The 22257-nt window shown below is 74.2% G+C and carries 20 protein-coding genes; 11 read left to right on the forward strand and 9 right to left on the reverse strand.

All coding sequences use genetic code 11. The annotated features are described in order from the left end of the window. The first annotated feature begins 152 nt into the window (after positions 1 to 152). On the forward strand, positions 153 to 1004 hold the full coding sequence (locus tag QOL16_RS02955) for a DedA family protein (protein ID WP_083395009.1): 852 nt from the start codon (positions 153 to 155) through the stop codon (positions 1002 to 1004). Between the two features lie 4 nt (positions 1005 to 1008). Here QOL16_RS02955 and QOL16_RS02960 read toward each other — a convergent pair whose 3' ends face one another. Continuing rightward, a complete protein-coding gene (locus tag QOL16_RS02960) occupies positions 1009 to 1212 on the reverse strand; it encodes a DUF2945 domain-containing protein (RefSeq protein WP_065963091.1) in 204 nt (67 codons plus the stop codon). Positions 1213 to 1412: 200 nt separating this feature from the next. Here QOL16_RS02960 and QOL16_RS02965 point away from each other — a divergent pair, with 200 nt between their 5' ends. Continuing rightward, a complete protein-coding gene (locus QOL16_RS02965) occupies positions 1413 to 2465 on the forward strand; it encodes a serine/threonine-protein kinase (protein ID WP_065963088.1) in 1053 nt (350 codons plus the stop codon). A 28-nt stretch (positions 2466 to 2493) separates the two neighbouring features. Further along, on the forward strand, positions 2494 to 3117 hold the full coding sequence (locus QOL16_RS02970; RefSeq protein ID WP_065963085.1) for a phosphoribosylanthranilate isomerase: 624 nt from the start codon (positions 2494 to 2496) through the stop codon (positions 3115 to 3117). Between the two features lie 90 nt (positions 3118 to 3207). On the opposite strand, the gene QOL16_RS02975 is transcribed toward QOL16_RS02970, so the two are convergent. Next, a complete protein-coding gene (locus QOL16_RS02975; protein ID WP_065963083.1) occupies positions 3208 to 3966 on the reverse strand; it encodes an HAD-IIB family hydrolase in 759 nt (252 codons plus the stop codon). Between the two features lie 122 nt (positions 3967 to 4088). Beyond that, positions 4089 to 4682 (reverse strand): nitroreductase family protein, encoded by a 594-nt coding sequence (locus QOL16_RS02980; protein ID WP_065963081.1) that lies wholly within the window; start codon positions 4680 to 4682, stop codon positions 4089 to 4091. A 93-nt stretch (positions 4683 to 4775) separates the two neighbouring features. Here QOL16_RS02980 and QOL16_RS02985 point away from each other — a divergent pair, with 93 nt between their 5' ends. After that, positions 4776 to 5699 carry an AEC family transporter gene (locus tag QOL16_RS02985; protein ID WP_065963119.1) on the forward strand — a complete coding sequence of 308 codons (924 nt, stop codon included), beginning with the start codon at positions 4776 to 4778 and terminating at the stop codon, positions 5697 to 5699. Positions 5700 to 6071: 372 nt separating this feature from the next. Here QOL16_RS02985 and QOL16_RS02990 read toward each other — a convergent pair whose 3' ends face one another. The 3 genes from QOL16_RS02990 to QOL16_RS03000 form a co-directional block, all read right to left on the reverse strand. Next, positions 6072 to 6908, reverse strand: a complete 837-nt coding sequence (locus tag QOL16_RS02990) for an exodeoxyribonuclease III (RefSeq protein WP_071285228.1) — start codon at positions 6906 to 6908, stop codon at positions 6072 to 6074. Between the two features lie 54 nt (positions 6909 to 6962). Then, on the reverse strand, positions 6963 to 8303 hold the full coding sequence (locus QOL16_RS02995; protein ID WP_139266497.1) for a M23 family metallopeptidase: 1341 nt from the start codon (positions 8301 to 8303) through the stop codon (positions 6963 to 6965). 72 nt (positions 8304 to 8375) lie between these two features. Then, positions 8376 to 10070 carry a hypothetical protein gene (locus QOL16_RS03000; protein ID WP_071285227.1) on the reverse strand — a complete coding sequence of 565 codons (1695 nt, stop codon included), beginning with the start codon at positions 10068 to 10070 and terminating at the stop codon, positions 8376 to 8378. 96 nt (positions 10071 to 10166) lie between these two features. Between QOL16_RS03000 and pyrE the strand changes: the two genes are divergently transcribed. Together pyrE and QOL16_RS03010 are read left to right on the forward strand one after the other, a co-directional pair. Continuing rightward, positions 10167 to 10718 carry an orotate phosphoribosyltransferase gene (gene pyrE, locus QOL16_RS03005; protein WP_065965026.1) on the forward strand — a complete coding sequence of 184 codons (552 nt, stop codon included), beginning with the start codon at positions 10167 to 10169 and terminating at the stop codon, positions 10716 to 10718. Next, a complete protein-coding gene (locus tag QOL16_RS03010; protein ID WP_071285225.1) occupies positions 10715 to 12967 on the forward strand; it encodes a hypothetical protein in 2253 nt (750 codons plus the stop codon). Before pyrE ends, QOL16_RS03010 begins: the two co-directional genes overlap by 4 nt. A 50-nt stretch (positions 12968 to 13017) precedes the next feature. On the opposite strand, the gene QOL16_RS03015 is transcribed toward QOL16_RS03010, so the two are convergent. Further along, complete coding sequence (locus tag QOL16_RS03015) at positions 13018 to 13971, reverse strand: aldo/keto reductase (RefSeq protein ID WP_071248830.1); 954 nt, start codon at positions 13969 to 13971, stop codon at positions 13018 to 13020. A gap of 129 nt (positions 13972 to 14100) precedes the next feature. On the opposite strand from QOL16_RS03015, the gene QOL16_RS03020 reads away from it, so the two are divergent. Together QOL16_RS03020 and QOL16_RS03025 are read left to right on the forward strand one after the other, a co-directional pair. Further along, the gene (locus tag QOL16_RS03020; protein ID WP_071285223.1) at positions 14101 to 14745 is read left to right on the forward strand and encodes a HEAT repeat domain-containing protein; all 645 of its coding nucleotides are present in this window, start codon (positions 14101 to 14103) and stop codon (positions 14743 to 14745) included. A 455-nt stretch (positions 14746 to 15200) separates the two neighbouring features. Continuing rightward, positions 15201 to 16502: a sodium:proton exchanger gene (locus QOL16_RS03025; protein ID WP_217637642.1), complete on the forward strand. Its 1302-nt coding sequence runs from the start codon at positions 15201 to 15203 to the stop codon at positions 16500 to 16502. Between the two features lie 158 nt (positions 16503 to 16660). Here QOL16_RS03025 and QOL16_RS03030 read toward each other — a convergent pair whose 3' ends face one another. Continuing rightward, positions 16661 to 17350: a metal-dependent transcriptional regulator gene (locus QOL16_RS03030; protein ID WP_071248823.1), complete on the reverse strand. Its 690-nt coding sequence runs from the start codon at positions 17348 to 17350 to the stop codon at positions 16661 to 16663. Here QOL16_RS03030 and QOL16_RS03035 point away from each other — a divergent pair. The 3 genes from QOL16_RS03035 to QOL16_RS03045 all read left to right on the forward strand — a co-directional run bounded on the left by QOL16_RS03035 (position 17349) and on the right by QOL16_RS03045 (position 21273). Next, positions 17349 to 18281, forward strand: coding sequence for a CPBP family intramembrane glutamic endopeptidase (locus tag QOL16_RS03035; protein WP_175473135.1), 933 nt, complete (start codon positions 17349 to 17351; stop codon positions 18279 to 18281). The two genes, QOL16_RS03030 and QOL16_RS03035, sit on opposite strands and share 2 nt — an antisense overlap. Before the next feature lie 147 nt (positions 18282 to 18428). After that, positions 18429 to 20198, forward strand: a complete 1770-nt coding sequence (locus QOL16_RS03040) for a phosphatase PAP2 family protein (RefSeq protein ID WP_083395150.1) — start codon at positions 18429 to 18431, stop codon at positions 20196 to 20198. 202 nt (positions 20199 to 20400) lie between these two features. After that, on the forward strand, positions 20401 to 21273 hold the full coding sequence (locus tag QOL16_RS03045) for a L,D-transpeptidase (RefSeq protein WP_071285217.1): 873 nt from the start codon (positions 20401 to 20403) through the stop codon (positions 21271 to 21273). Positions 21274 to 21288: 15 nt separating this feature from the next. On the opposite strand, the gene QOL16_RS03050 is transcribed toward QOL16_RS03045, so the two are convergent. Further along, entirely contained in the window at positions 21289 to 22086 is a 798-nt protein-coding gene (locus QOL16_RS03050) for an HAD-IIA family hydrolase (protein WP_065965045.1), read from the reverse strand. Positions 22087 to 22257: the final 171 nt, after the last annotated feature.

The following is a 22257-nucleotide window of genomic DNA, read 5'->3' on the forward strand; positions in this document are numbered from 1 at the left end:
GCGGTGCCAGCGGGCACCGCGCCTCCCGTCCGTCCGTGGTCGCCTCCGCGACGCCACGCGGGCCGGTCCGTCGGCGTCCCTGCCCTCGTCTCCTCGGCGCACGTCCAGGTCCCGTGTCGGGATCTGACAGGACGCTCAGACAGAGTGGACCCATGACGACCGCCCCCACGCTGCCGCCGACCCTGCCCACCACGACCGTGCGCGCGGCCCAGGGGGCGACGGGGACCGAGGACCTCGGCGGTCTGTCCGGCTTCGTCCTGCAGGTGATCGACGCCCTGGGGGAGTGGGGCGTGGCGGTCATGCTCTTCGTCGAGACGGTCTTCCCGCCGATCCCGTCCGAGGTGATCCTGCCGCTCGCCGGGTTCCTCGCGGGGGCCGGGCGGATGAACCTGGTGCTCGTGCTGCTGCTCGCGACGCTCGGCTCGTACCTCGGAGCGCTCGTGCTCTACTGGCTCGGCGCGGTGATCGGCTTCGAGCGGACGGTGCGCTGGCTCGGCAAGCTGCCCCTCGTCGACGAGGACGACTTCCGCAAGGCCGCCGACTGGTTCCACCGGCACGGTCGGAGCGCGGTGTTCTTCGGCCGGTTCGTGCCGATCGTCCGCAGCCTGATCTCGCTGCCCGCCGGCGCCGACCGGATGCACCTCGGCACGTTCTCGCTGTTCACGATCATCGCGAGCGGCATCTGGAACAGTGCCCTCGTGCTGCTCGGCGCCGCGTTCGGGACCCAGTACGACAAGGTCGAGCAGTACACCGAGTGGATCGACCGGGTGCTCTACGTCGCGATCGCGGTCGTCGTGGTCACGTTCGTGGTGCGGCGCGTCCGCCGGGCACGGGCCCAGCGGCGAGCCGGTCGGGACGAGGTGAGTGCCGGCCGGCGGGCGGGGCGGGGCGAGGCCGTCGCCGGGCTGCAGGACGGTCGGGACGAGCCGACCGCGGAGCGCCGCGAGGACGAGCCCGCGGCAGCCGTCCACGGTCGCCGTCGCGCGACGACCGCGGACGACTGACGGGTCACTTCTTCGTGAGGGCCGACTCCTTGTGGGCGGCCTTGTTGCCGGACTTCTCCGACTCGACGATCCAGTACGGGTCGTCGTCCGTCGGCGTGAAGTGCTGCCCCTCGAACGTGAAGTCCTTCGTCTTCTTCTCGACGACGGTGCCCGTGGTGGTGCCCTGCGAGGTGTTCCAGTGCACCTCGTCGCCCTTCGACAGCGCCATGATGTCCTCCTTGCGTAGTCCTGCGTGGTCGTGAGCCCGGACTGTACCCCCGTACTTCCGCGGAACGACGCGGTTCTGTCCCCCATCACGATGTCGTAACGCCCCTGCGGGACGCGGGTGGGACGCGTACCGTTGGCGACAGGTCACCTTGCGGCAGTTGCCGCGGATCCCCGATGACCGACGACTGATCGAAGTGCCCCATGACCCTGGTCGACAGCGCCCGAGCTGACACGGTCCTCGCCGGGCGGTACCGCCTGGTGAAGCTCATCGGCACCGGCGGCATGGGTTCCGTGTACGAGGCACGCGACGAGCACACCTACCGTGCCGTCGCGGTGAAGATGTTCGCCACGCCCGACTCGATGACGACCGCCGACCGGGTCCGCCAGGAGCGCGAGATCCGCCTGCTCAGCATGCTGTCGCACCCGGGCCTCGTCCCGCTCTACGACGCCGGCACGCACGAGTTCGAGGACGGTCCGCACCGGTACATCGTGATGGAGCTCATCGCGGACACGACGCTGCTCCGGCGGCTCGCGGGCGGTGCGCTGCACAACTACGAGGTGGCCGACCTCGGCGCCCAGCTCGCCGACGCCCTGGCCTACGTGCACTCGCGCGGCATCGTGCACCGGGACGTCAAGCCGGCGAACATCCTCATCAACGACGAGGGCGCCTCCGGGTTCGCCCGGTCGGTCAAGCTCACCGACTTCGGCGTCGCGCACTTCGTCGACGGCTCGCGACTGACGAACGACGGCACGATCATCGGCACGGCGGCGTACCTCAGCCCCGAGCAGGTCGCCGGGGAGCCGATCGGCTTCGCGACCGACGTGTACTCGCTCGGCCTCGTGCTCCTCGAGTCGCTGACCGGCAAGCAGGAGTACTCCGGCACCCTGATCGAGGCGGCTCTCGCTCGCCTCCGGCACGACCCCGTCGTCCCCGAGCGCGTCGGCGCGGACTGGCACGACCTGCTCGCCAAGATGACGCACCGCGACCCGTCCCGCCGCCCGACCGCGGTGGCCGTCGCCAACGCCCTACGCGGCGGTTCGACGCAGGTCACCGGTCCGGTGCCGCTCGGCCCCGACCGCGAGAAGCACAAGCACGCCCACAAGCTGCACCGCGCCGCACGTCGGCACGCCAAGCGCGGCACGTTCACCGCCGTCCGGCGCTGGCGTCGCCGGAACGTGCTCGTCGGGTCCTTCGCGGCCTTCGGGGTGCTCGCCGCGTGCGTCGCCGCGTACGTGGCCGGCACGCTGCACTAGCCCCCGGCAGCCCTGGCAGGATGGGTCCATGACCGACCAGCGCTGGATCAAGATCTGCGGGCTCTCCACGCCCGAGACCGTGGACGCCGCGATCGACGCGGGTGCCGACGCGGTCGGGTTCGTCTTCGCCGCGGGCAGTCCCCGCACGGTGACCGCGGACCTCGCCAAGGAGCTCGTCGAGCGGGTGCCGGACGGCATCGACGCCGTCGGGGTGTTCCGCGACCAGGCGATCGACGAGGTCGTCGGCATCGCCTCCGAGGTCGGGCTCACCACCCTGCAGCTGCACGGTCGCGAGTCGGCGAGCGACTTCGCCCGTGCCCGCGACGCCGGCTTCTTCACGATCCGTGCGGTCGCCGCCGAGGACTACCTCCGCGAGACCACCGAGCAGCGTGCCGCCTACGACCACGACCTGCTGCTCATCGACGCCGCCGTGCCCGGGAGCGGGCACCTGGTCGACCCGACCACCGTCGCCGGCAGGATCGACGAGGCCTGGATCCTCGCCGGCGGGCTGACCCCCGCGAACGTCGTCGCCGCGGTCGAGGCACTGGACCCCGACGGGGTCGACGTCTCGAGCGGTGTCGAGTCGGAGCGCGGCGTCAAGGACGTCGCGAAGATCCGCTCGTTCGTCGAGGCGGTCCGCAGCATCCCCTGAGCGTGCCGGTCGCGTCCGCGACGTGACCGGCAGACGGACGGGAGGCGCGGTGCCGGCTGGCACCGCGCCTCCCGTCCGTCCCGGTGCGCGTCAGCGCAGCGTCGGGGTGAGCTCCGTCAGGAACGCGTCGGTGTCCTCCCAGCCCTCGACCGCGTGGCAGGGCACGCCGAGGGCCTTGACCGGGTAGTCGTTGCCCTCGGGGTCGAGGCGGTCGCCGACGAACAGCATCTCGTCGAGCGCGATGCCGGTGATCTCGGAGAGGCGGCGCATGCCGTACGCCTTGTCGATGCCCTTGCGGGTGATGTCGACGCTCGTGGACCCGCCGGAGCGGACCTCGAGGTCGGGCAGCTCGGCCTGGACCAGGCGACGCAGGTGGTCCTTCTTCTCGCCCGTCGGGTCCCACTGCTTCTTCACGTCCACCGGGGCGGACTGCCCGAGGGCCGAGAAGGTGATCTGCGAGCCGCGGTCCTCGAGGATGTCCCCCCAGGTCTCGGACTCCCAGTACCCGTTCGCCTTCGCGACGGACTCGACGGCGGTGAGCGCGCGGGACTTCTCGTCGTCGGTCAGGTCCTCGGCGTACTGCAGGGCCCAGTCCGACCCGGACCAGCGGTAGTACGCGGTGCCGCAGGTCGGCAGGAGGTGCAGGTCGTCGAGCGGCAGGTCGTCACGGGCGCGGAGCGGGGTGACGAGCTGCTGCTCGAACTGCTGGAAGTTGCCGCCGGAGATGACCGCGACCGGGACGGCGGTCAACAGCGACGCGAAGGTCTCGAGCATGCGCGGGTCGAGCGGGGACTTCGACGGGGCGAGGGTGTCGTCGAGGTCGAAGGCGACGAGGCGGGGCGTGGTCATGCCCTCGATCCTGCCACGACGGCCGCGTACCCCGCGGTCGGCCTCCGGAGCGTGCGGGAAGCCGACCGCGGGGTGCGGGCTCGGGGTGCTCGGCTGGCCGGCGGGCGCCTGCCCGGTGACGGCTACTCCTTGACGAGCACGACCTCGTCGAGGGGCAGGCGCGTGCGCGGGGCGGTCTCGCGCTCGGCGGCCTTCTCGTCGAGCTGCGACGGGTCCGCGACGGTGCCGATCGCCGTGACCGTGTACGGCAGGAACCGCTCGGGCAGGTCGAACGCGGCGCGGAGGCCCTCGGCGTCGATGCCGGCCATCTGGTGCACGTGCAGGCCCTCGGCGTGCGCCTGCACGGTGAGGGCGGCGAGCGACTGGCCGAGGTCGTACTGCGCGAACGGACGTGCCTCGCCGTCCTCGGTCGTGGTCTCGAGGATGCCGACCACGAGTGCGCTCGCGCGGAACGCCCAGGCGGCGTTGAAGCCGAGCAGGTTCTCGTTGATCTTGCGGAAGGTCTCGGTGCCCCGGCGGCCGGCGACGAAGCGGCGCGGTTGGTGGTTCATCGCGGAGGCGGCCCAGCGTGCGGCCTCGAGCACGGCGTCGAACTGCGCGTCCGAGATGGTCGCGGTCTCGTCGTAGGAACGGGGGCTCCAGCGTTCCTCGAGCAGCGGCACGAGCGGCTGGCTGGAGTCGGTCGAACGGGAGAGCGTGGCAGGCGTCGCGGTCATGCTCCGTCGAACCACCGGGGCGGCCCGCGCATTTCCGACCTGTGCGCGCTCACATGGGACCTGCTCCGGCCACGTCCTGTCAGGATGGACCCGATGGGTGGCGTCTTGACCGGGTTCGCGATCATCGGCGCGATCATCGCCGCCGGGTACGTCGTGGGGCGCACCGGCCTGCTCGGACCGCACGCGCAGTTCGTGATGAGCCGACTGGCGTTCTTCGTGCTCATGCCGTGCCTGCTCTTCCACACCATCGCGACCGCGCACATCGAGACGCTGATCTCCCCGATGCTGTGGGTGTCGCTCGTGAGCGCCGTGACCGTGGCCCTCGTCGCCGTGGTGCTGTTCCGGGTGGTGCTGCGCCGCTCCGTCGCGACGACGACGGTCGGTGCGCTGGCCTCCGGCTACGTGAACGCGAACAACATCGGGCTGCCGGTCGCCGTGTACGTGCTCGGGCAGGCCACGGCCGTGGTGCCGGTGATCCTGCTGCAGCTCGTGCTGCTCGCGCCCCTGGCCCTGACCGTGCTCGACGCCGCCACCGCCTCCGGCGGCGGGTGGCGCAGCCGGGTCGCCGGGCCGTTCCGCAACCCGATCATCATCGCCTCGCTCGTCGGGCTGCTGTGCTCGGCGTTCCGCGTCGAGCTGCCGGCGCCCGTGCTCGAGCCGTTCTCGCTCGTGGGCGCGGCGGCGGTGCCCGTCGTCCTGCTGTCCTTCGGCATGAGCCTGCACGGTGCGGCACCCCTGCGCGACCCCGCGATCCGGGCCGACGTGCTGGTCGCCTCCGGGCTGAAGCTCGTGGTGATGCCCGCGGTGGCCTTCGTGGTCGCCCGGTTCGTGTTCGGGCTCGACGACCAGGACGTGTTCGTGCTCACGACGCTCGGGGCGCTGCCCGCGGCGCAGAACGTGTTCAACTACGCGCAGCGGTACCGGGCGGCGGTCCCGGTGGCGCGGGACGTCGTGCTGCTCACGACGGTCGGTGCGGTGCCGGTGCTCGTCGTCGTCGCGGCGCTGCTGCACCCGTAGGCGGGCCGGGGCGCGCCGGGCGCGGGCCCGGCTGGCGCGGGCCCGGCTGGCGCGGGCCCGCGTCGGCGGCTGGCGGGCGCGCCGCACAACGGAAGGCACGTCGCGCCACGGAGTTCCGTGGTGCGACGTGCCCCGCGTTGTGCGGGGGCGCGTCGCGCCGCCGGTCGCCGGGCGCGCCGGTCGCCGGGCGCGACGGGCGCGGGGCGCGACGGGCGCGGGGCGCGACGGGCGCGGGGCGCGCCGGGCGCGCGGGGCGCGACGGGCGCGGCGGGCGCGCGGGGCCCGGCGGGCGCGCGGGCGCGGCGGGCGCGCGGGCGCGCGGGGCGCGACGGGCGCGCCGGGCCCGCCGAGCGCGGCGACCGACGGCCGGCGTCAGAAGATCATCGGGCGGTCGTCGTCGAGCGCGGTCTCGAGGTCGAGGTCCACGACCACCGGCACGTGGTCGCTCGGGGCGTCGCCCTTGCGCTCGTCGCGGTGGATCGACGCGTCCGTCACGACGTCGGCGAACGCCTCCGACCCCATCACGAAGTCGATGCGCATGCCCTCGTTGCGGGGGAAGCGCAGGGACTTGTAGTCCCAGTACGTGTAGCCCTCGGGCACGATGGGCCGGACGACGTCCTGCAGGCCGCGCTCCTCGAAGGCACGGAACGCGGCACGCTCCGGCTCGCTCACGTGCGTGGCGCCCTCGAACACGCGCACGTCCCACACGTCACGGTCGAACGGAGCGACGTTCCAGTCGCCCATCAGCGCGAGCTTCAGCGACGGGTCCGCCGTGAGCCACTCGGTCGTGCGGTCGGCCAGCCGGGCGAGCCAGTCGAGCTTGTACGTGTAGTGCGGGTCGCCGAGCTCCCGGCCGTTCGGCACGTAGAGGCTCCAGAGCCGGACGTCCTCGACCGTGACACCGATCGCGCGGGCCTCGACGGGGAGGTCTGGCCCCTCGTGGCCCTTGAGGAAGCCGGGCTGGCCGGGGAAGTCGCGGGTGACGTCCTCCATCGGCAGACGGCTCGCGAAGGCCACGCCGTTCCACTGGTTCAGGCCGTGCGCCTCGACCTGGTAGCCGGCCGCCTCGAACGCCTCGACCGGGAACTGCTCCGGCTTGCACTTGATCTCCTGCATGCCGAGGACGTCGACGTCCTCGCGGACCAACCAGTCCACGATCCTGCCCACTCGGGTGCGGACGGAGTTGACGTTCCAGGTCGCGACGCGCATGGGATCGAACCTACCGGTGCCGACGTGACGGCAGCCGAGCCGACGAGCTGCTGGCTAGAAGCGGACGCCCCGTGCCGCCATGAACGGCGCCGGGTCGGTCGTGGCGCCGCCGATGTGGACCTCGTAGTGCAGGTGGCACCCCGTGGAGTTGCCCGTCGAGCCGACGAGGGCGATGAGCTGCCCGGCCGAGACCTGCTGGCCCTTCGCGACGCGGAACCCACCGTCGACGATGTGCCCGTAGGCGGTCTGGAGGCCGCCACCGTGGTTGATGCGGACGTAGTTGCCGTACCCGCCGTACCGACCGACGTAGTCGACCGTGCCGGCCGACGCCGCGACGATCGCCGTCGAGCAGCCGCTCGTCAGGTCGAGGCCGTCGTGCTTCGTGACGTTGCCGGTGATCGGGTGCACGCGGTAGCCGTACGGGCTGATGACGTAGCCGCCGGCCGGGCGGACCCAGCCGTTGCCGGACCCGGAGCCCACGGCACCGCCGCCGCCCCCGGTGGACGGAGCCGGGGCGCCGCCCCCACCGCCGGGGCGGTTCGCCGCCGCCGCTGCCTGCTGCTCGAGCACGCGCTGTCGCGCCGCCGCGGCCTCGCGCGCCGCCTGCTCGGCGGCCGCCTTGCGCTCGGCCTCGCCCTTGGCGAACTCCTCTTCCGTGCGCACCCGGCCGGAGACCAGCGTCGCGAGCTGGGCGTCGAGCCGGGCCTTGTTGTCCTGCTGCTCGGTGTAGGCGGTCTGCACGCGGTCCGCCGCGGCCTGGGCAGCCTGCATGCGCCGCTCGGCCTCGGCCGCGAGCTCGTCGAGTGCCGCGGAGGCACGGTCGGCCTGGGCCGTCAGGGAACGGGCGACCGCTGCGTCGGCGGTGGCCGCTGCCTCGACCCGGTCGGCCTGCTCGGAGAGCTTGCTCAGCGCGCCGAGGTCGTACAGCAGGTCGCGGGTGCTCTCGCCCTCGGCCAGGACCGACGCCGTGACGTCGGCACCGCCGTGGCGTGCCATCTGCGCGGCGAACTGGCCGGCCTGGGCAGCGCTCTGCTCGGCGGTCTTCGTGTGCTCGTCGGCGTCGGCGCGGAGCTTCTGTTCCTTGGCGGCGGCTTCCTGCGCCTTGCTCTGGGCGTCGTAGAAGTCGTCACCGAGGCGCTCGGCCTCGGCCTCGGCCGCGGCGACCTCGGACTCGAGGCCGGACAGGATCCCCTGGATCTGGGTGATCTGCTCCTGCTTCTGGCTCTCCTGGCCGCGGGCCGCGAGGACGTCGGCCCACGAGGGGTACGTCGCGGCGCTGGCGTTCGGCGCGTCCAGCACCACCGACGCGAACAGACCGGTCAGGGCCAGGGCGGTGGCGGCGAGACGGATGCGCACGGTGGAACGCGGGGAGCGGTGGCTTGTGGGACGAGTCACGGAGTCGAGCCTATACATCCGTTCAGGCATCCCGCGGCGGTGGCGCGCCGCTGTGGACAACTCCGTGCGGTGTCAGAACCCGCGGTCGCGCCGGATCCGGTCGGCGCTGCCCACCACGTCGCGCTGCAGGACGGCCGCGCCGGCGGTGCCCGCGTAGTCGTAGACGTCGAACCCGTCGCAGTGCGTGATCGCCGCCGGACGGCCGAGCGAGTCCTCGACGGCCGTGGTCCAGACGTCGTTCGCCCCGATCACCACGAAGGTCGGCCGGGCGTCCCGGTAGGCCCCGAGGTCGACCAGCCACGGGTACGTCTCGAAGGTGTCGCGGACCTGCAGGAGCTCGACGTCCGACGAGGCGTACGCGGCGAGCGGGCGCACCGTCCAGAACTGTCCGACCCCGGTCACCCGTCGGCCGTCGGCCCACCGGTCGAGGCACGCGGCGGGTGCGTACCGCGCGTGGGCCACGGCGGACAGCGTCCCGGGTGCGGTCGCGATCCCGGCGACCAGGGCGACCGCGCCCGCGACCGCGAGGGCGGTGCGCACCCCGCGACGTGGCTGGTGCACCCGGGTCGACCGGACCGCCGAGCGGGTGAGCTCGGCGACCGCCACGAGGGCGAGCAGCGGCGCGGTGACGACGGGCTCGAGGTACCGCGGCGTCGACGACCCGGCGACGACCACGCCGACCGACACCGCGACGACGGTCACGAGCGGCAGCGCGGTCGCGACGAGGACGGTCCGGCTCGTGCGTGCCCGCCACGCCCAGACGGTGCCGCCCGCGGCGAGCAGCACCCCGACGAACAGCAGCAGCAGCCCGGCGTCCCCGGAGGCCGACCCGGCGCGGTCGTCGGTCAGCGCCGCGAAGAACGACACCGTCGTGCCCGCCCGGTCGGGGTGCACGTAGGTCGACGGGTCGAGCGACACGAACGGCCGGAGCGGCACCCGGAGCAGGTACCCGACGACCGCGCCGACGGCCAGGGCGGCGGCGACGCCGACCACCGGACGCCAGGGGAGTCGCCGTGCGAGCGCGAGGAGGACCAGGGTCACGACGACCGGACCGGCCGACCACGGCACGTACAGCGGGTTCGACGCCGTGGTGCACGCCGCGAGCACGACGAGGACCACGAGCACCGTCGTCGACGCGCGCCCGGTCCGGACCGCCCGGAGCACGAGCACCGCGGTGCCGAGCATCGCCAGCAGGGCCCCGTAGTAGTACGTGGTCGTGAGCAGCAGCGAGGCCAGCTCGAGCGAGTTCGCGGTGGCCGACGACTCGGTGAGCACGAGCAGCGTCACGAACCCGAGCGCCACCGCCGAGACCGCGATCCGCGCCGACCGACGGGCCGCCGGCATGAGCTCGTTCGCCGCCGCGCGCACGAGGGCGTACACGGCGAGCAGGACGAGGACGCCGTTCAGGGCCAGCGCCTGCTGCGGCGTCGCCGTGACGAGGGAGCAGAGCAGGTAGACCGGCAGCTCGGGGAAGAAGAACAGCGCCGGGGACATCGCCCACTCGAACGGCTGCCCGAGGCGGATCGACCGCTCGACGAGCGGCAGCAGGACGGAGTCGCCGTCGTACCAGAGCAGGGCGACCCGCTCGGTGGCCACGAGGTGGCGCAGGGCGATGACGGACAGGGCCAGCGCGACCAGCGCGCCCAGTGCCTCCCGGCCGACCGTCGACCAGACCGGGCGGGACGGCCGGCGGACCGGTGGCGCCGCCAGCGCACCCGGCGCCGGGGACGGCGTCCCGTCGCTGGTTCCGGGCGCGACGTGGGGCATGCTGCGGAGCGTACCGAGGGTGCCGGGGCGCCACCTGCGGGCGCGGGGAGCGGCCGACGGGCGCGATCCGGGGGTGACCGACTACCCTTGTGGGCTGTGACCGACGCGCGCGAACAGCTGATCCAGCACATCTCGGACGATGCCGTGTTCCACGGCGACTTCACGCTGACCAGCGGGAAGCAGGCCTCGTACTACATCGACCTCCGCAAGGTGAGCCTCGACCACCGCGTCGCGCCGCTCATCGGCCAGGTCATGACGGACCTGCTGCAGCAGGTCCCCGACGTCGACGCGGTCGGTGGGCTCACCATGGGCGCCGACCCGATCGCGAGCGCGGTGCTGCACCAGGCCGCCGCCCGCGGACTGTCCTACGACGCGTTCGTCGTCCGCAAGGAGCCGAAGGACCACGGTCGCGGCCGCCAGGTCGAGGGCCCGGACGTGCGCGGCAAGCGCGTCGTCGTGCTCGAGGACACCTCGACCACCGGTGGGTCGCCGCTCAAGGCCGCCGAGGCGCTCGAGCGCGAGGGCGCGGTCATCGCCGCGGTCGCGGTCGTCGTCGACCGGGACACCGGGGCGAAGGAGCGGATCGAGGCTGCGGGGTACCCGTACTTCGCGGCGATCGGGTTGGCCGACCTGGGGCTGAGCGCGTGACCGGGGAGCGTCCGGACGACGCGCGCGAGCCCGACGGTACGGCCGGCCCGGCAGACGGGGCGGACGGACGGGAGGCCCGCCCCGCGCCCGCCTCGGACGCTCCGTTCACGGGTCTCCGCAGTGCCGCCGACATCTTCGGTGCGCCGCGGACGGCCGACGAGTGGCCCTCGCGCCGCGAGCGGCGCGAGGCCGAGCGCGCGGCCCGCGAGACCGGGGCGCCGCTGCCGGAGCCGTTCGCGGCCGACGCCGCTTCCGGTGCCGGTGCCGGTGCCGGTGCCGGCACCGCTGACGCTGCGCCTGCTGAGCCTGCCGCAGGTGCTCCCCGCGCGGGTGCCGAGCCGCTGGACGCCGGCGCGACGCAGGCGATCCCCATGGGTGCCGAGCTCCGCGAACCCTCGGTGAACCCGCAGGCGAGCATCGAGCACGAGCGCGCGACGCTCAGCGACCGGATCCCGCCGGCAGCGCCCGTCCCGCCGACCGGGGGCGCGCAGCACCCGTCGTCGATCGCCCTGCCGACCGCGATGACGCACCGCGACCAGCGCGCCGCCGACAACCGGGCCGTCGAGGACGAGCGACGCCGCGCCGACCCGTTCGGCCAGGGCCGCACCGACGTCGACTGGCTCGGCCGGGCCACCGGCCCCGGGCCCACGGCCGCCGCCGCCCCGCCGACCCCGACCGGTCCGGTCGCACAGCCGCTCGGCGTGCACGGCGTGCTGCCCTCCGGACCCGAGGTCCTGCCGTCCGCCCAGGAGCCGCCGAGCTTCACCGAGCTGCTGCGCCTGCAGGGTGCCGACGACGGCAGCGGAGCCGCCGGAGTCGCCGGGGCCGCCGGGGCCGCCGCTGCGGAGCGTCCGTTCGACTGGGCGATCCGCGACGACGAGACCGGCGAGGTCCCCGCGACGCTCACCACCGACTCGTTCGACACCACAGCGTTCGGCGCCGGGTCCTGGTCGCTCGCCGACGAGTCCGACGACGACGTCGTCTCGGGCGAGGTCGACACCCCTCCCGGTGGGTTCCCCCTCGGACCGGTCATACCCGCTTCGGCAGCGGCACCAGCGGCAGCGGCACCGGGCAGCGACGAGTCGACCGCCGCCGAGCCGTCCTTCCCCGAGACCGCTGCTGCTGAGCCCGCCGCCGCACCCGCCCCGCCGCTCGTCGAGCCCGAGCCGGCGCCCCGGCCAGCCGCCACCCCGGCCGACCACCTGCCGTGGGCCGCCGACCCCGACCAGCGCGCCGCCGGGGAACCCGACCAGGTCCCTGTCGAGGAGCCCGACCGGCTCCCGGCGACGGCGCCCGACGACCTCGACCAGTCCGAGTGGGACGGCCGCGAGACGAGCGACACCGGCGTCATCAAGGACCTGTTCGGCACCGAGGCCGTGCAGCAGCTCGACGAGACCGGGTACGACCCCGAGGTGACCGGCACGCGGATGATGCCCGCCGTCGTCCGGCCCGACGAGCAGCAGGCCCGTCGCGCCGTCCCCGCCGAACAGCCCTCCGTCGGTCACGCGTCCGGTGCCGGAGCGCCGGGCTCCGCCGCGTCCGCGCGCGGGAACGGGTCGACCCCGTCCGCACGGGCGGACGACGGCGACCGCGACAACTTCATCAACGAGGGCGTCGCTCGGCTCCGGAGCGAGGGCAAGCGCGGCAAGCAGCTCCTCATCGGCGGCTCGATCGTGCTCATCGTCCTGCTGCTCGTCGCGGTCTTCGCCCTGACCCGGTGGATCCTCGGCGGCTCGATCGACGAGCAGCGGCCCGCGGTGACCTCGAGCGCTGCCGCGTCGGCGCCCGCGACCCCGGCGACGACGCCCGAGGCGGCTGCGGACAGCACGCCCGCCGCGCAGCCCGCGGCGACGCTCCGGTTCGCCACCACGCAGGCCGGGCCCGGGGTCCACACCTGGACCGACCTGGCCGGCGGCGAGTGCCTGACGCCGTACACGAACGCCTGGGCGGACTCGTACACGGTCGTCGACTGCTCGACGCCGCACACCGCCCAGCTGACCGCCCGCCTGCAGGTCGAGGCGAGCCAGTGGCCCGGGCCGGACGCCCTCGCGGCACAGGCGGCGAAGGCGTGCCAGACGGCGCAGGCGATCGACACCGCGGCGGCCGCGAAGGTCGGCGACGTGCAGGTCCAGGGCGCCTACGCCCCCGACCAGACCACGTGGGACCAGGGCAACACGTTCATCTCGTGCTTCGCGACGCGGTCCTCCGGGGACATGCTGACCGGCTCGCTGGCGCCCTCCGGCAAGTAGGAGCACCGCCCCGGGCCGGAGACCTCCGACCCGGGGCGACACCCGGGGCTTCACGCCTGCGCGGGCACCGCCGCCGACGCGTCGTCGAGCGCCTGCACCTCGTCGGCGGTGAGCTCGAGCTCCGCCGAGGCGAGCAGCGCGGGCAGCTGCTCGGTGTTCCGCGCGCTCGCGATCGGCGCGACGACGTCCGGCCGGCCCTGCAGCCAGGCCAGCGCCACCGAGGCGATCTCGGCATCGTGCGCACCGGCGATGCGGTCGAGCGTGTCGACCACGGCCAGCCCCGCGTCCGAGAAGTAGCCCGACACCTGGCCCTCGCGGTCCTTGCCCGCGAAGTCCTCCTTCGTCCGGTACTTGCCGGTGAGGAACCCGGCGGCGAGGGCGAAGTACGGTACGACGCCCAGGCCCTCCGCGGCGGCGAGCGGCGCGATCTCCGACTCGTAGGGCTCGCGCGTGACGAGGTTGTAGTGCGGCTGGATCGCGACCGGCAGCGCGAGCCCCTCGGCCTTCGCGATGCGGATCCACTCCTCGGCCCGCTCGCGCGAGTAGTTCGAGATGGCCGTGTAGCGCACGAGGCCCTCACGGACGAGCTGGTCGAACGCGCGGACGGTCTCCTCGAGCGGGGTGTCCTGGTCGTCGAAGTGCGCGTAGTACAGGTCGATCCGGTCGGTGCCGAGGCGCTCCAGGCTGGCCCGGGCCGCCGCGGCGACGTTGGCCGCCGACAGGCCGCTGTACTGCGGGTGCTGCGACACCTTCGTGGCGATCACGACGTCGTCGCGCTTGCCCGAGGCCCGCAGCCACGAGCCGATGACCCGCTCCGACTCGCCGCCCTCGTTGCCGGGCGCCCAGGCGGAGTACACGTCGGCCGAGTCGACGAAGTCGCCGCCGGCGCCGGTGAACGCGTCGAGCACGCGGTGCGAGGTCTGCTCGTCGGCGGTCCAGCCGAAGACGTTGCCGCCGAGGGCGAGGGGGAACACGTGGAGGTCGCTGGTTCCGATGCGGGGCATGCGGGGGTCCTTTCGTGGTCGTGGGGGTGGCCGGGACGGGCCCGGACCGCGCCACGCTACGCCCGCGCTCTGGTCCCCGGGTGGGTCCGCGTCGCGGTGCCGCACGGGTGCGCGGTGTTGCATCGACGGATGACCACCGCCCTCGAAGCCCTCACCGACCCCCGGTCCTCGGTGCGCCTGCGTGCCGTGATGGCGCTCGGGACCGCAGCCGACCCGGCCGACCTCGACGTGCTGCTCGAACGGTGCGCGGTCGATCCGGACCTGCAGGTGCGCGAGGCGCTGACGTGGTCGCTCGTGCGGCTCCCGGCCGCTCTGGTCGTGCCCCGGTTGGTCGACCAGCTCGACCGCCCCGAGGCGCAGGCCCGGTCGCAGGCGCTGCACACCCTGTCGAAGATCCGCGACGGGTCGGTGTACCCGGCGGTCGCCGAGGCACTGGGCGACCCCGACCCCGGCGTCTCCCGGACAGCCTGGCGCGCCGCGGTCCTGCTCGCGCCCGCCGACGAGCGCCCGGCCCTGGCCCGCCGGCTCGCGCGGGAACTCGGCACCGGGGACCGGGAGCGGCGACTCGCGCTGAGCCGGGCACTCGTCACCCTCGGCGAGGAGGTCGTCGCCCCCGTCCTCGCGGACGCCGCCGCGCGCCGCGGCGAGGCCGTCCGCGAGCACGTCGCGGACACCGAGCGGCTCCTCGCCGACCCGGACGCCGGCTCGGCGCTCGCCGTCGAGCGCGCACGACGCGAGATGGCCCTGGGACGCAGCGGGCGCGCCTCCGGCTGACCCCCTGACGGACGGGAGGCCCGTGGCGGGCCCGCACCGCGCCTCCCGTCCGTCCCCTGGTCGCGCTGACCGCGTCGACGGAGCAGACGACGTCGGGTCGCGCCCGCCGACCCGACGCTTCCTGCTCCACCGAGCGGACGCGGTCGCGCGTGTCGTGCGCCGCGCGACGGGACGGCCGCGCCCGGCGGCCCGGGGCGGGCCGGGGAACACCCGGATTCGGGCCGCCGAACAGGGCGGATCGGCTTGCACGTGCCGATCGGCGGCGGGCAGAGTGGTCGGCGAAGGGGAGTAGCTCCCAGCGCGTGCATCGACACACTGGCCATCACGACGATCGGCCCGGTGCACCACCCGTCCGGTCCCACCCGGCGGGCGAGCGAGACCTTCGGCCGTTCTGTCGTGCCGAAGCGCTCCCACCCCCTGCGCAAGTCGGTGCGGCCCGACCAAGGGACCACCCCGTGATCGACACCACCGCGCCCGCCACCGGGTCCACCCGGACCACCGACACGTCGAGCGCGCCCCGACGGATGGGGCGCAGCGCCTGGGCGCGCATCGCCCTGTGCGTCGTGCTCGCCCTGCCCGCCGTCGTCTTCCGCGTCGGTGGGCTCGCGCCGAACCCCGTCGTCGACCTGCTCGTGTTCGGCGGGGCCGTCGTCGCGGCCTCGTTCCTGCTCGCGTGGGCCGCCGAGGCCGCGCAGAAGGACATCGCGGGTGCGCTCGCGATCGCCCTGCTCGCGCTCATCGCCGTGCTGCCCGAGTACGCCGTCGACCTGTACTACGCGTTCCGGTCCGGCTCGGAGCCCGCCTACGAGCAGTTCGCCGCCGCCAACATGACCGGGTCGAACCGGCTGCTCCTCGGGTTCGGCTGGCCGCTCGTCGTGGTGATCTCGTTGCTCGTCGCCCGGCGGTACGTGCGGGTCGGGGCGCTCCCGGCAGCGGCGACGAAGGTGCTCCGGCTCGAGCAGTCCTCGCGGCTGGACATCGGCTTCCTCGCGCTGCTCGCCCTCGTCGCGTTCCTCATCCCGGCCATGGGGTCGATCCCGGTGTGGTTCGGGGTGCTGCTGCTCGCCGCGTTCGCCGCGTACCTGTGGCGTGCGTCGCAGGTGCCCGACGGTGACGACGACGAGGAGCTCGTCGGCATGGCCGGGAACATCGCCGCGATGCCGCAGCGGGCCCGTCGCTGGACGGTCGTCGCGCTGTTCGTCGTCGCGGCCGCGGTGATCCTGGCGTCGGCCGAGCCGTTCGCCGACGCCCTGGTGCAGTCCGGCAGCGCGCTCGGCGTCGACAGCTACTTCCTCGTGCAGTGGCTCGCACCGATCGCGACCGAGGCGCCGGAGTTCATCGTCGCCGCGCTCTTCGCACTGCGCGGGATGGGCGGGGCGGCGATCGGGATGCTCATCGCGTCGAAGGTCAACCAGTGGTCGCTGCTCGTCGGCTCGCTGCCGATCGCGCACGTGCTCGGCGGCGGGACGACGGGCGGGCTGCCGCTCGACGCCCGGCAGGTCGAGGAGTTCGTGCTCACCGCGTCGCAGACCGTGCTCGGCGTGGCGATCATCGTCGCGCTGCGGTTCCACCGGTGGTCGGCGATCGCGCTCCTGGCCCTGTTCGCGGTGCAGTTCGTCGTCACCGACACGAGCGGGCGGTGGGTGCTGAGCGGCGTGCACGTGGCCGTCGCGCTCGTGGTGCTGTGGGTGCAGCGCGCGGCGGTCCTGCCGACGCTCGCGGCGCCGTTCCGGCGGGCGGGGACTGCTCGCAGCTGACGGTCCGCTGCGCCGGGGCACGACGGCCGGCTGACGGCCGCCGCGAGCGCGCGGGACACGCCGTGCGGCGGCCGCCGCGCGGGCACGATCCGTCACGCTCGGTCGGTGCGAGCGACGTGTTCCGCACACTCGGCTCCCGCGCGCGGGGTGCGGGAGCGTCAGTCGGCGTCGGGGGCGAGCCAGATCGCGCTCGCGGCCGCGGCCGGCAGGTCGACGAGGGACTCCTCGCCGCCAGGGCCCCGGCGGGCGACGGCGATCACGCCCGCGTAGTCCCGCACCTGCTCCACGCGCAGGTGCGTCCCGAGCCCGACGCCGAGCTCGTCGAAGTAGCGCAGCAGCGACGGGTCGTCGTCGGACACCCGGTCGACGGTGCCGCACGACCCGGGCGCGACCTGTCCGAGCAGCGTGCCGGGGGAGTCGGGCACGGTGCCGTCCGCGCGCGGGATCGGGTCGCCGTGCGGGTCGTGCGTCGGGTTGCCCAGGTCGGCGTCCACGCGGTCGAGGAACGTCTCGGACACCGCGTGCTCGAGCGCCTCGGCCTCGGTGTGCACCTCGTCCCAGCCGTAGCCGAGCCGCTGCACCAGGAACGTCTCGATGAGCCGGTGCCGTCGGACCATCGCCACCGCGACCTGCTGGCCGAGGGGCGTGAGGACGACGCCGTAGTACGGGGTGTGCTCGATCAGGCCGTCGCGGTCGAGCTTGCGGAGGTTGCCCGACACGGTCGACGCGGACACCCCGAGCGCCGCGGCGATGTCCCGCGTCGCCAGACCGGTCCCGCCGCGCTCGCCGTCCTTCCACACGAGTTTCACGTAGTCCTCTGCCATGGTGCTGAGGGAGGGGAGCCGCATGCCTCAATGGTACGGACGGCGCGGGGCCACGGCCGTCACGCCTACGACGGGCGTCACGGGGACGGGCGACCGCGGACGCCGCTGGCCGGTACCGCCGTCCCTGCTGCTCGGACTCGCCCCGCTCGTGGCGTTCGCCGCCGTGAGCGCGTGGCGGTCCCGCCCGAGCGACGACTACGACTCCCTCGGCCGGACCGTCGACAGCGTCGTGCACGCGCTCGTCCTGCCCGAGGGCATCGCGGTCGTCGTGCTCGCGCTGTACGTGACGGCCCTCGGCTGGTGGCGGACCGCGACCGTCGACCCGGGCCGGACCCCGATGCGCTGGACGATGACGGCACCGGTCCTCATCGTCGTGGTGTGCGCGGCCAAGCTGCCCTTCGTCGGGTGGTCGTCGCTGCCCGGCCACTACTTCGTGCTGCTGACCGTCGGGGTGCTCTTCGTCGGCGTCTTCGAGGAACTCCTGACCCGCGGGGTGCTGCTCGTCGGGCTCCGCCGCCGGTTGCCGGAGTTCGGCGTGTGGATCGCCTCGTGCGTGCTCTTCGGGCTGCTGCACCTGCTCAACGTGCTCGCCGGGGCCCCCGTCGGCTCGACCCTGCTCCAGGTGGTGTTCGCGGCCTCGTTCGGCTCGACGCTGTACCTGTCCCGGCGGCTGACCGGCAACCTGCTGCTGCCCGTGCTCCTGCACGCGTTCTGGGACTTCGGCTCGATCGCGGTGTCGGCGACGGTGGACACCGGGGACCTGGCGAGCCTGCTGCCCGTCGGGGCGATCGGGCTCGTGGCGTTCGGCGTGCTCGCGTTCGGGCTCGTCGCCGGCGGCATGGTCGCGTGGCACGACGACCGGCCGCGCCGCCTGCGGCGCCGGTGGCGGGACGTGCCACCCGTCGGGGTGGACGCGGGGCAGGGTGCCGAGCCGCGCCTGGCGACCGTGGCCTGACCGCCTGCGAACCCCCACAGCCTGCGGTCCGGTTCACCCGCCGGTGGGGGAACGTTCCCCGTCCGGCAACCGCCCCTCCTTAGCGTCACGGTGTTTCCACTCCGGTACATCGAGGAAAGGGGCGTCGCCCGCGGGCGACCACCACACATGCGCAGAACCGCACTCAGCGGGGTGACCGTCGCGACGGTCGCGACCGCCCTCGTGCTCGGGACACCGCTCGTCGCCCAGGCGGCGACGTACCCGAGCGACTCGGCGAAGCCGAACCTGATCGCCCTGCTCAACGGCTACGACCAGTACTGGACGTCCGCCGGGAAGAACGACCTGCACGGCACCGTCGACGACCCCGCGACGCTCGCCACGAACGACCAGCTGACGAGCTGGATCAACCAGCACGCGACGCCCGCGCAGCAGTTCCGGGCCCTGCAGGACGCCGAGTACGACAACGCGACCCACACCGCCTACGACCAGTCCTTCACGGTGTCCCAAGGGCTCGGCGACGTGCTCAGCGGGCTCTTCGTGCAGGGGCGGCAGAGCGGCGCGCTCCCGCTGACGAACGCGCTGATCAACTCGTCGACCGGCACGTCCGGTGCGTACGTCGGCACCGGCGACGCGAAGGCGCACTTCAGCTACCCGCGCCCCTACCTGCCGACCGACCCCACGGCGACGCTGCCGGCGGGCGACGACCAGGTGAACTGCAACCCGGCGACCGTCAACGCGTCCTCGCTGACCGCGAACCGCGTCGGCAAGGCCTGGGCGGACGCGAAGGGCAACCTCACGATCACGCGGGTGCCCGCCACGACGGACACCACGCACGAGTTCTCGCCGAACGACGTCGCGCTCGACGCCTCGTACGGCCAGCAGGGCATCTGCAAGGGCGGCTCGTACCCGTCCGGGCACGCCACCACGGCGTACCAGGCCGGCATCACGCTCGCGACGCTCGTCCCCGAGCTCGCGCCCGAGATCCTCGCCCGCACGTCCGAGGCCGGCAACGACCGCATCGTGCTCGGCGTGCACTACCCGCTCGACATCATGGGCGGTCGCATCGACGGTGAGGCCGCCCTCGCCGCCCGCTGGTCGGACGCGCAGTACCGCACCCAGGTCCTCGAGCCCGCCCGCGCCGAGCTCGTCGGCTACCTGCAGGCGAAGTGCGGCGGCACCCTCGCGTCGTGCATCGCGGCCGAGAAGCGCTACACGGACGACCCCTACGGCGGGCAGGCCATGCCCGGCGGCACCGCGCAGGTCGTCACCGACCGTGCATCGGCCGTCACGGTCTACCGCGAGCGCATGACCTACGGCTTCCCCCGCACGGGCGTCGCCGGTCAGGCCCCCTCGGTGCCGGCCGGTGCGTCCGACCTGCTCCGCACGGCGTTCCCGACGCTGACCGACGCGCAGCGCACCGCCGTGCTCGCCCAGACCGAGATCGACTCGGGCTACCCCCTCGACCAGACCGGCTCCGCCGCCGGCTCGTGGGAGCGCCTCGACCTGGCCGCCGCGACGAGCGCCACGGTCGCGATCGCGTCCGACGGCACCGCGAAGGTGCTGTCCACCGGCGGCACGGCCACGGTCGTCTCCGGGGTGCTGACCGCCCCGCAGGGCACCACCGTCCAGGCCGGCAACGCGATCGCCCTGCGCGGGACCGGCCTGCCCGCCGGTGCCACGCTCCGGGTCGTGCTGCGGTCCGACCCGGTGACGGTCGGCACGCTGACGGTCGCGGCCGACGGCACCGCGACCGGCTCCGTCACGATCCCCGCGACGACGCCCGCGGGCACGCACACGCTCGACCTGGTCGACACCTCCGGCGCCTCGGCGCTCGCCGCGCCGCTCGGCATCACGGTGACGGCCGTGGCGACCGCGGGCGGTGGCGGCGCAGCCGGCGCCGTGCCGGCCGGGGTGCACCTGCCCGTCGTCAGCGGCTGATCCGCCACCCCCGACGGAGGGGAGGCGCGGTGCCCGCCCGCACCGCGCCTCCTGTCCGCCACCCCTGACGGAGGGGAGGCGCGGTGCCGGTCCGCAGCGCGCCTCCCGTCCGCCGCCCCGTGACGGGCGGGAGGCACGGTGCCCCGCCGCCCCGCGCCTCCCGTCCGTCCCCACCGCCACCCCGACACCGGAAGTCCTCCTCGTGCAGCGCTCCACCCTCTGGACCACCGTCGGCGTCGCCGCCGCCGTCGCGGGGGCCGCGATCGCCGTCCCGCTCCTGACCGCCGGCGGCCCCGCCCCGGCCGCCGTGACGACCCACTCGGCAGCCGCGTCCTCGACGCCCGTGCCCGGCGTGCCGCATGTGGACGCCGCGGCGCTCGCCGCCCTGCCCGAGGCGCAGTACTCCGCCGTGGTCGACGGCCTGCTGCCGTGGGACCGGACGACCACCGCGGCCCACGTGTTCCACCTGACCGCCGACGCGCCGCTCTTCGGCGACGGTCGGACCGCCCCCGTGGCGCGGTTCGCGAAGACCGACTTCCTGCAGCAGCCGACGACGGTCGTCGGGCTGCGACGGCAGGGGCCCTGGGAGCTCGTGCTGACGCCCGCACGGCGGCAGCTGCCCTCCGCGGCGGGTGCCGGGGGTGCGGCGGCGCAGACCGCGGCGTGGGTGCCGGCCGACCTGCTGACCGCCGTGGCGGCACCGACCGCGCGCGTGGTGGTCTCGACGACGGAGCAGTCCGTGTCGATCGTCTCCGCGTCGACCGGGGCGGTGCAGCAGCACTTCGCGGCGGGCGTCGGGACGGCGGACACCCCGACGCCGACCGGGGTCACCGGCTACCTGGAGGAGCGGTACGCCGACCCGTCGCAGGGCACCGGGGAGCACCCGATCCAGCTCACCTCGCTGCACTCGAGCGCGGCCGACGAGCCGTACGGGGGCCACGACGGCGGGTTGATCGGGCTGCACTGGAACGCGACGACCTCGGGTGCGGTGTCGCACGGGTGCGTGCGGCTGTCCGCCGAGGCCGTGGCCGCGCTGGACGCGTTGCCGCTCGGGACGCTCGTGACGGTGGAGTGAGCCGGTTCCGGCGCGCTAGAGCTCGACCTCGATCGGCTCGGGGCGGACCAGCTCGTGCACGCCGCTGATGACCTCGCTCGGACGGAACGGGTACCGGTCGATCTCGGCCTGGTCGCTGATCCCGGTCAGGACGAGGACGGTGTGCAGCCCGGCCTCGATGCCGGCCTGCACGTCGGTGTCCATGCGGTCGCCGATCATGCCCGTGTTCTCGGAGTGTGCCCCGATCCGGTTCATCGCCGACCGGAACATCATCGGGTTCGGCTTGCCCACCACGTAGGGCTGCTTGCCGGTGGCCTTCTCGATCATCGCGGCGATGGCGCCCGTCGCGGGCAGCACGCCCTCGGCGCTCGGGCCGGTGGCGTCGGGGTTCGTCACGATGAACCGGGCACCGTCGCGGATGAGCCGGACGGCCTTGGTGATCGCCTCGAACGAGTAGTTGCGGGTCTCGCCGACGACCACGTAGTCCGGCGCGGTCTCGGTCATGATGAACCCCGCCTCGTGCAGGGCCGTGGTCATGCCGGCCTCGCCGATGACGAACGCGGAGCCGCCGGGCATCTGCGAGCGGCAGAAGTCGGCGGTGGCCAGGGCGCTCGTCCAGATGCGTTCCTCGGGCACGTGCAGCCCGGAGCTCCGGAGCCGTGCGCTGAGGTCACGCGGCGTGAAGATCGAGTTGTTCGTCAGGACGAGGAACTCGGTGCCCTCGTCGAGCCACTGCTGGATGAGCTCGGGGGCTCCCGGCAGGGCCTGGTTCTCGTGGACGAGCACACCGTCCATGTCGGTCAGCCAGCACTCGACCTCGTCACGCGTCGCCATGGTGCCACCGTACCGGGCGCCGGCCACGGGGAGCCGGGCGCGCGGGACGCCAGGGCTGCGCGGGTGGGCGGTCGTGCGTCCGGACGCCTGGCCGGTGGGCCACCGAGGTCTGGCCGGGCGGACACCGACCGTCGTTCGGCTTTGCCCTAGGATTTTCGTACCCGTACCGGA

Source organism: Curtobacterium sp. MCBA15_004 (genome assembly GCF_001865055.2).
Lineage (GTDB): Bacteria > Actinomycetota > Actinomycetes > Actinomycetales > Microbacteriaceae > Curtobacterium.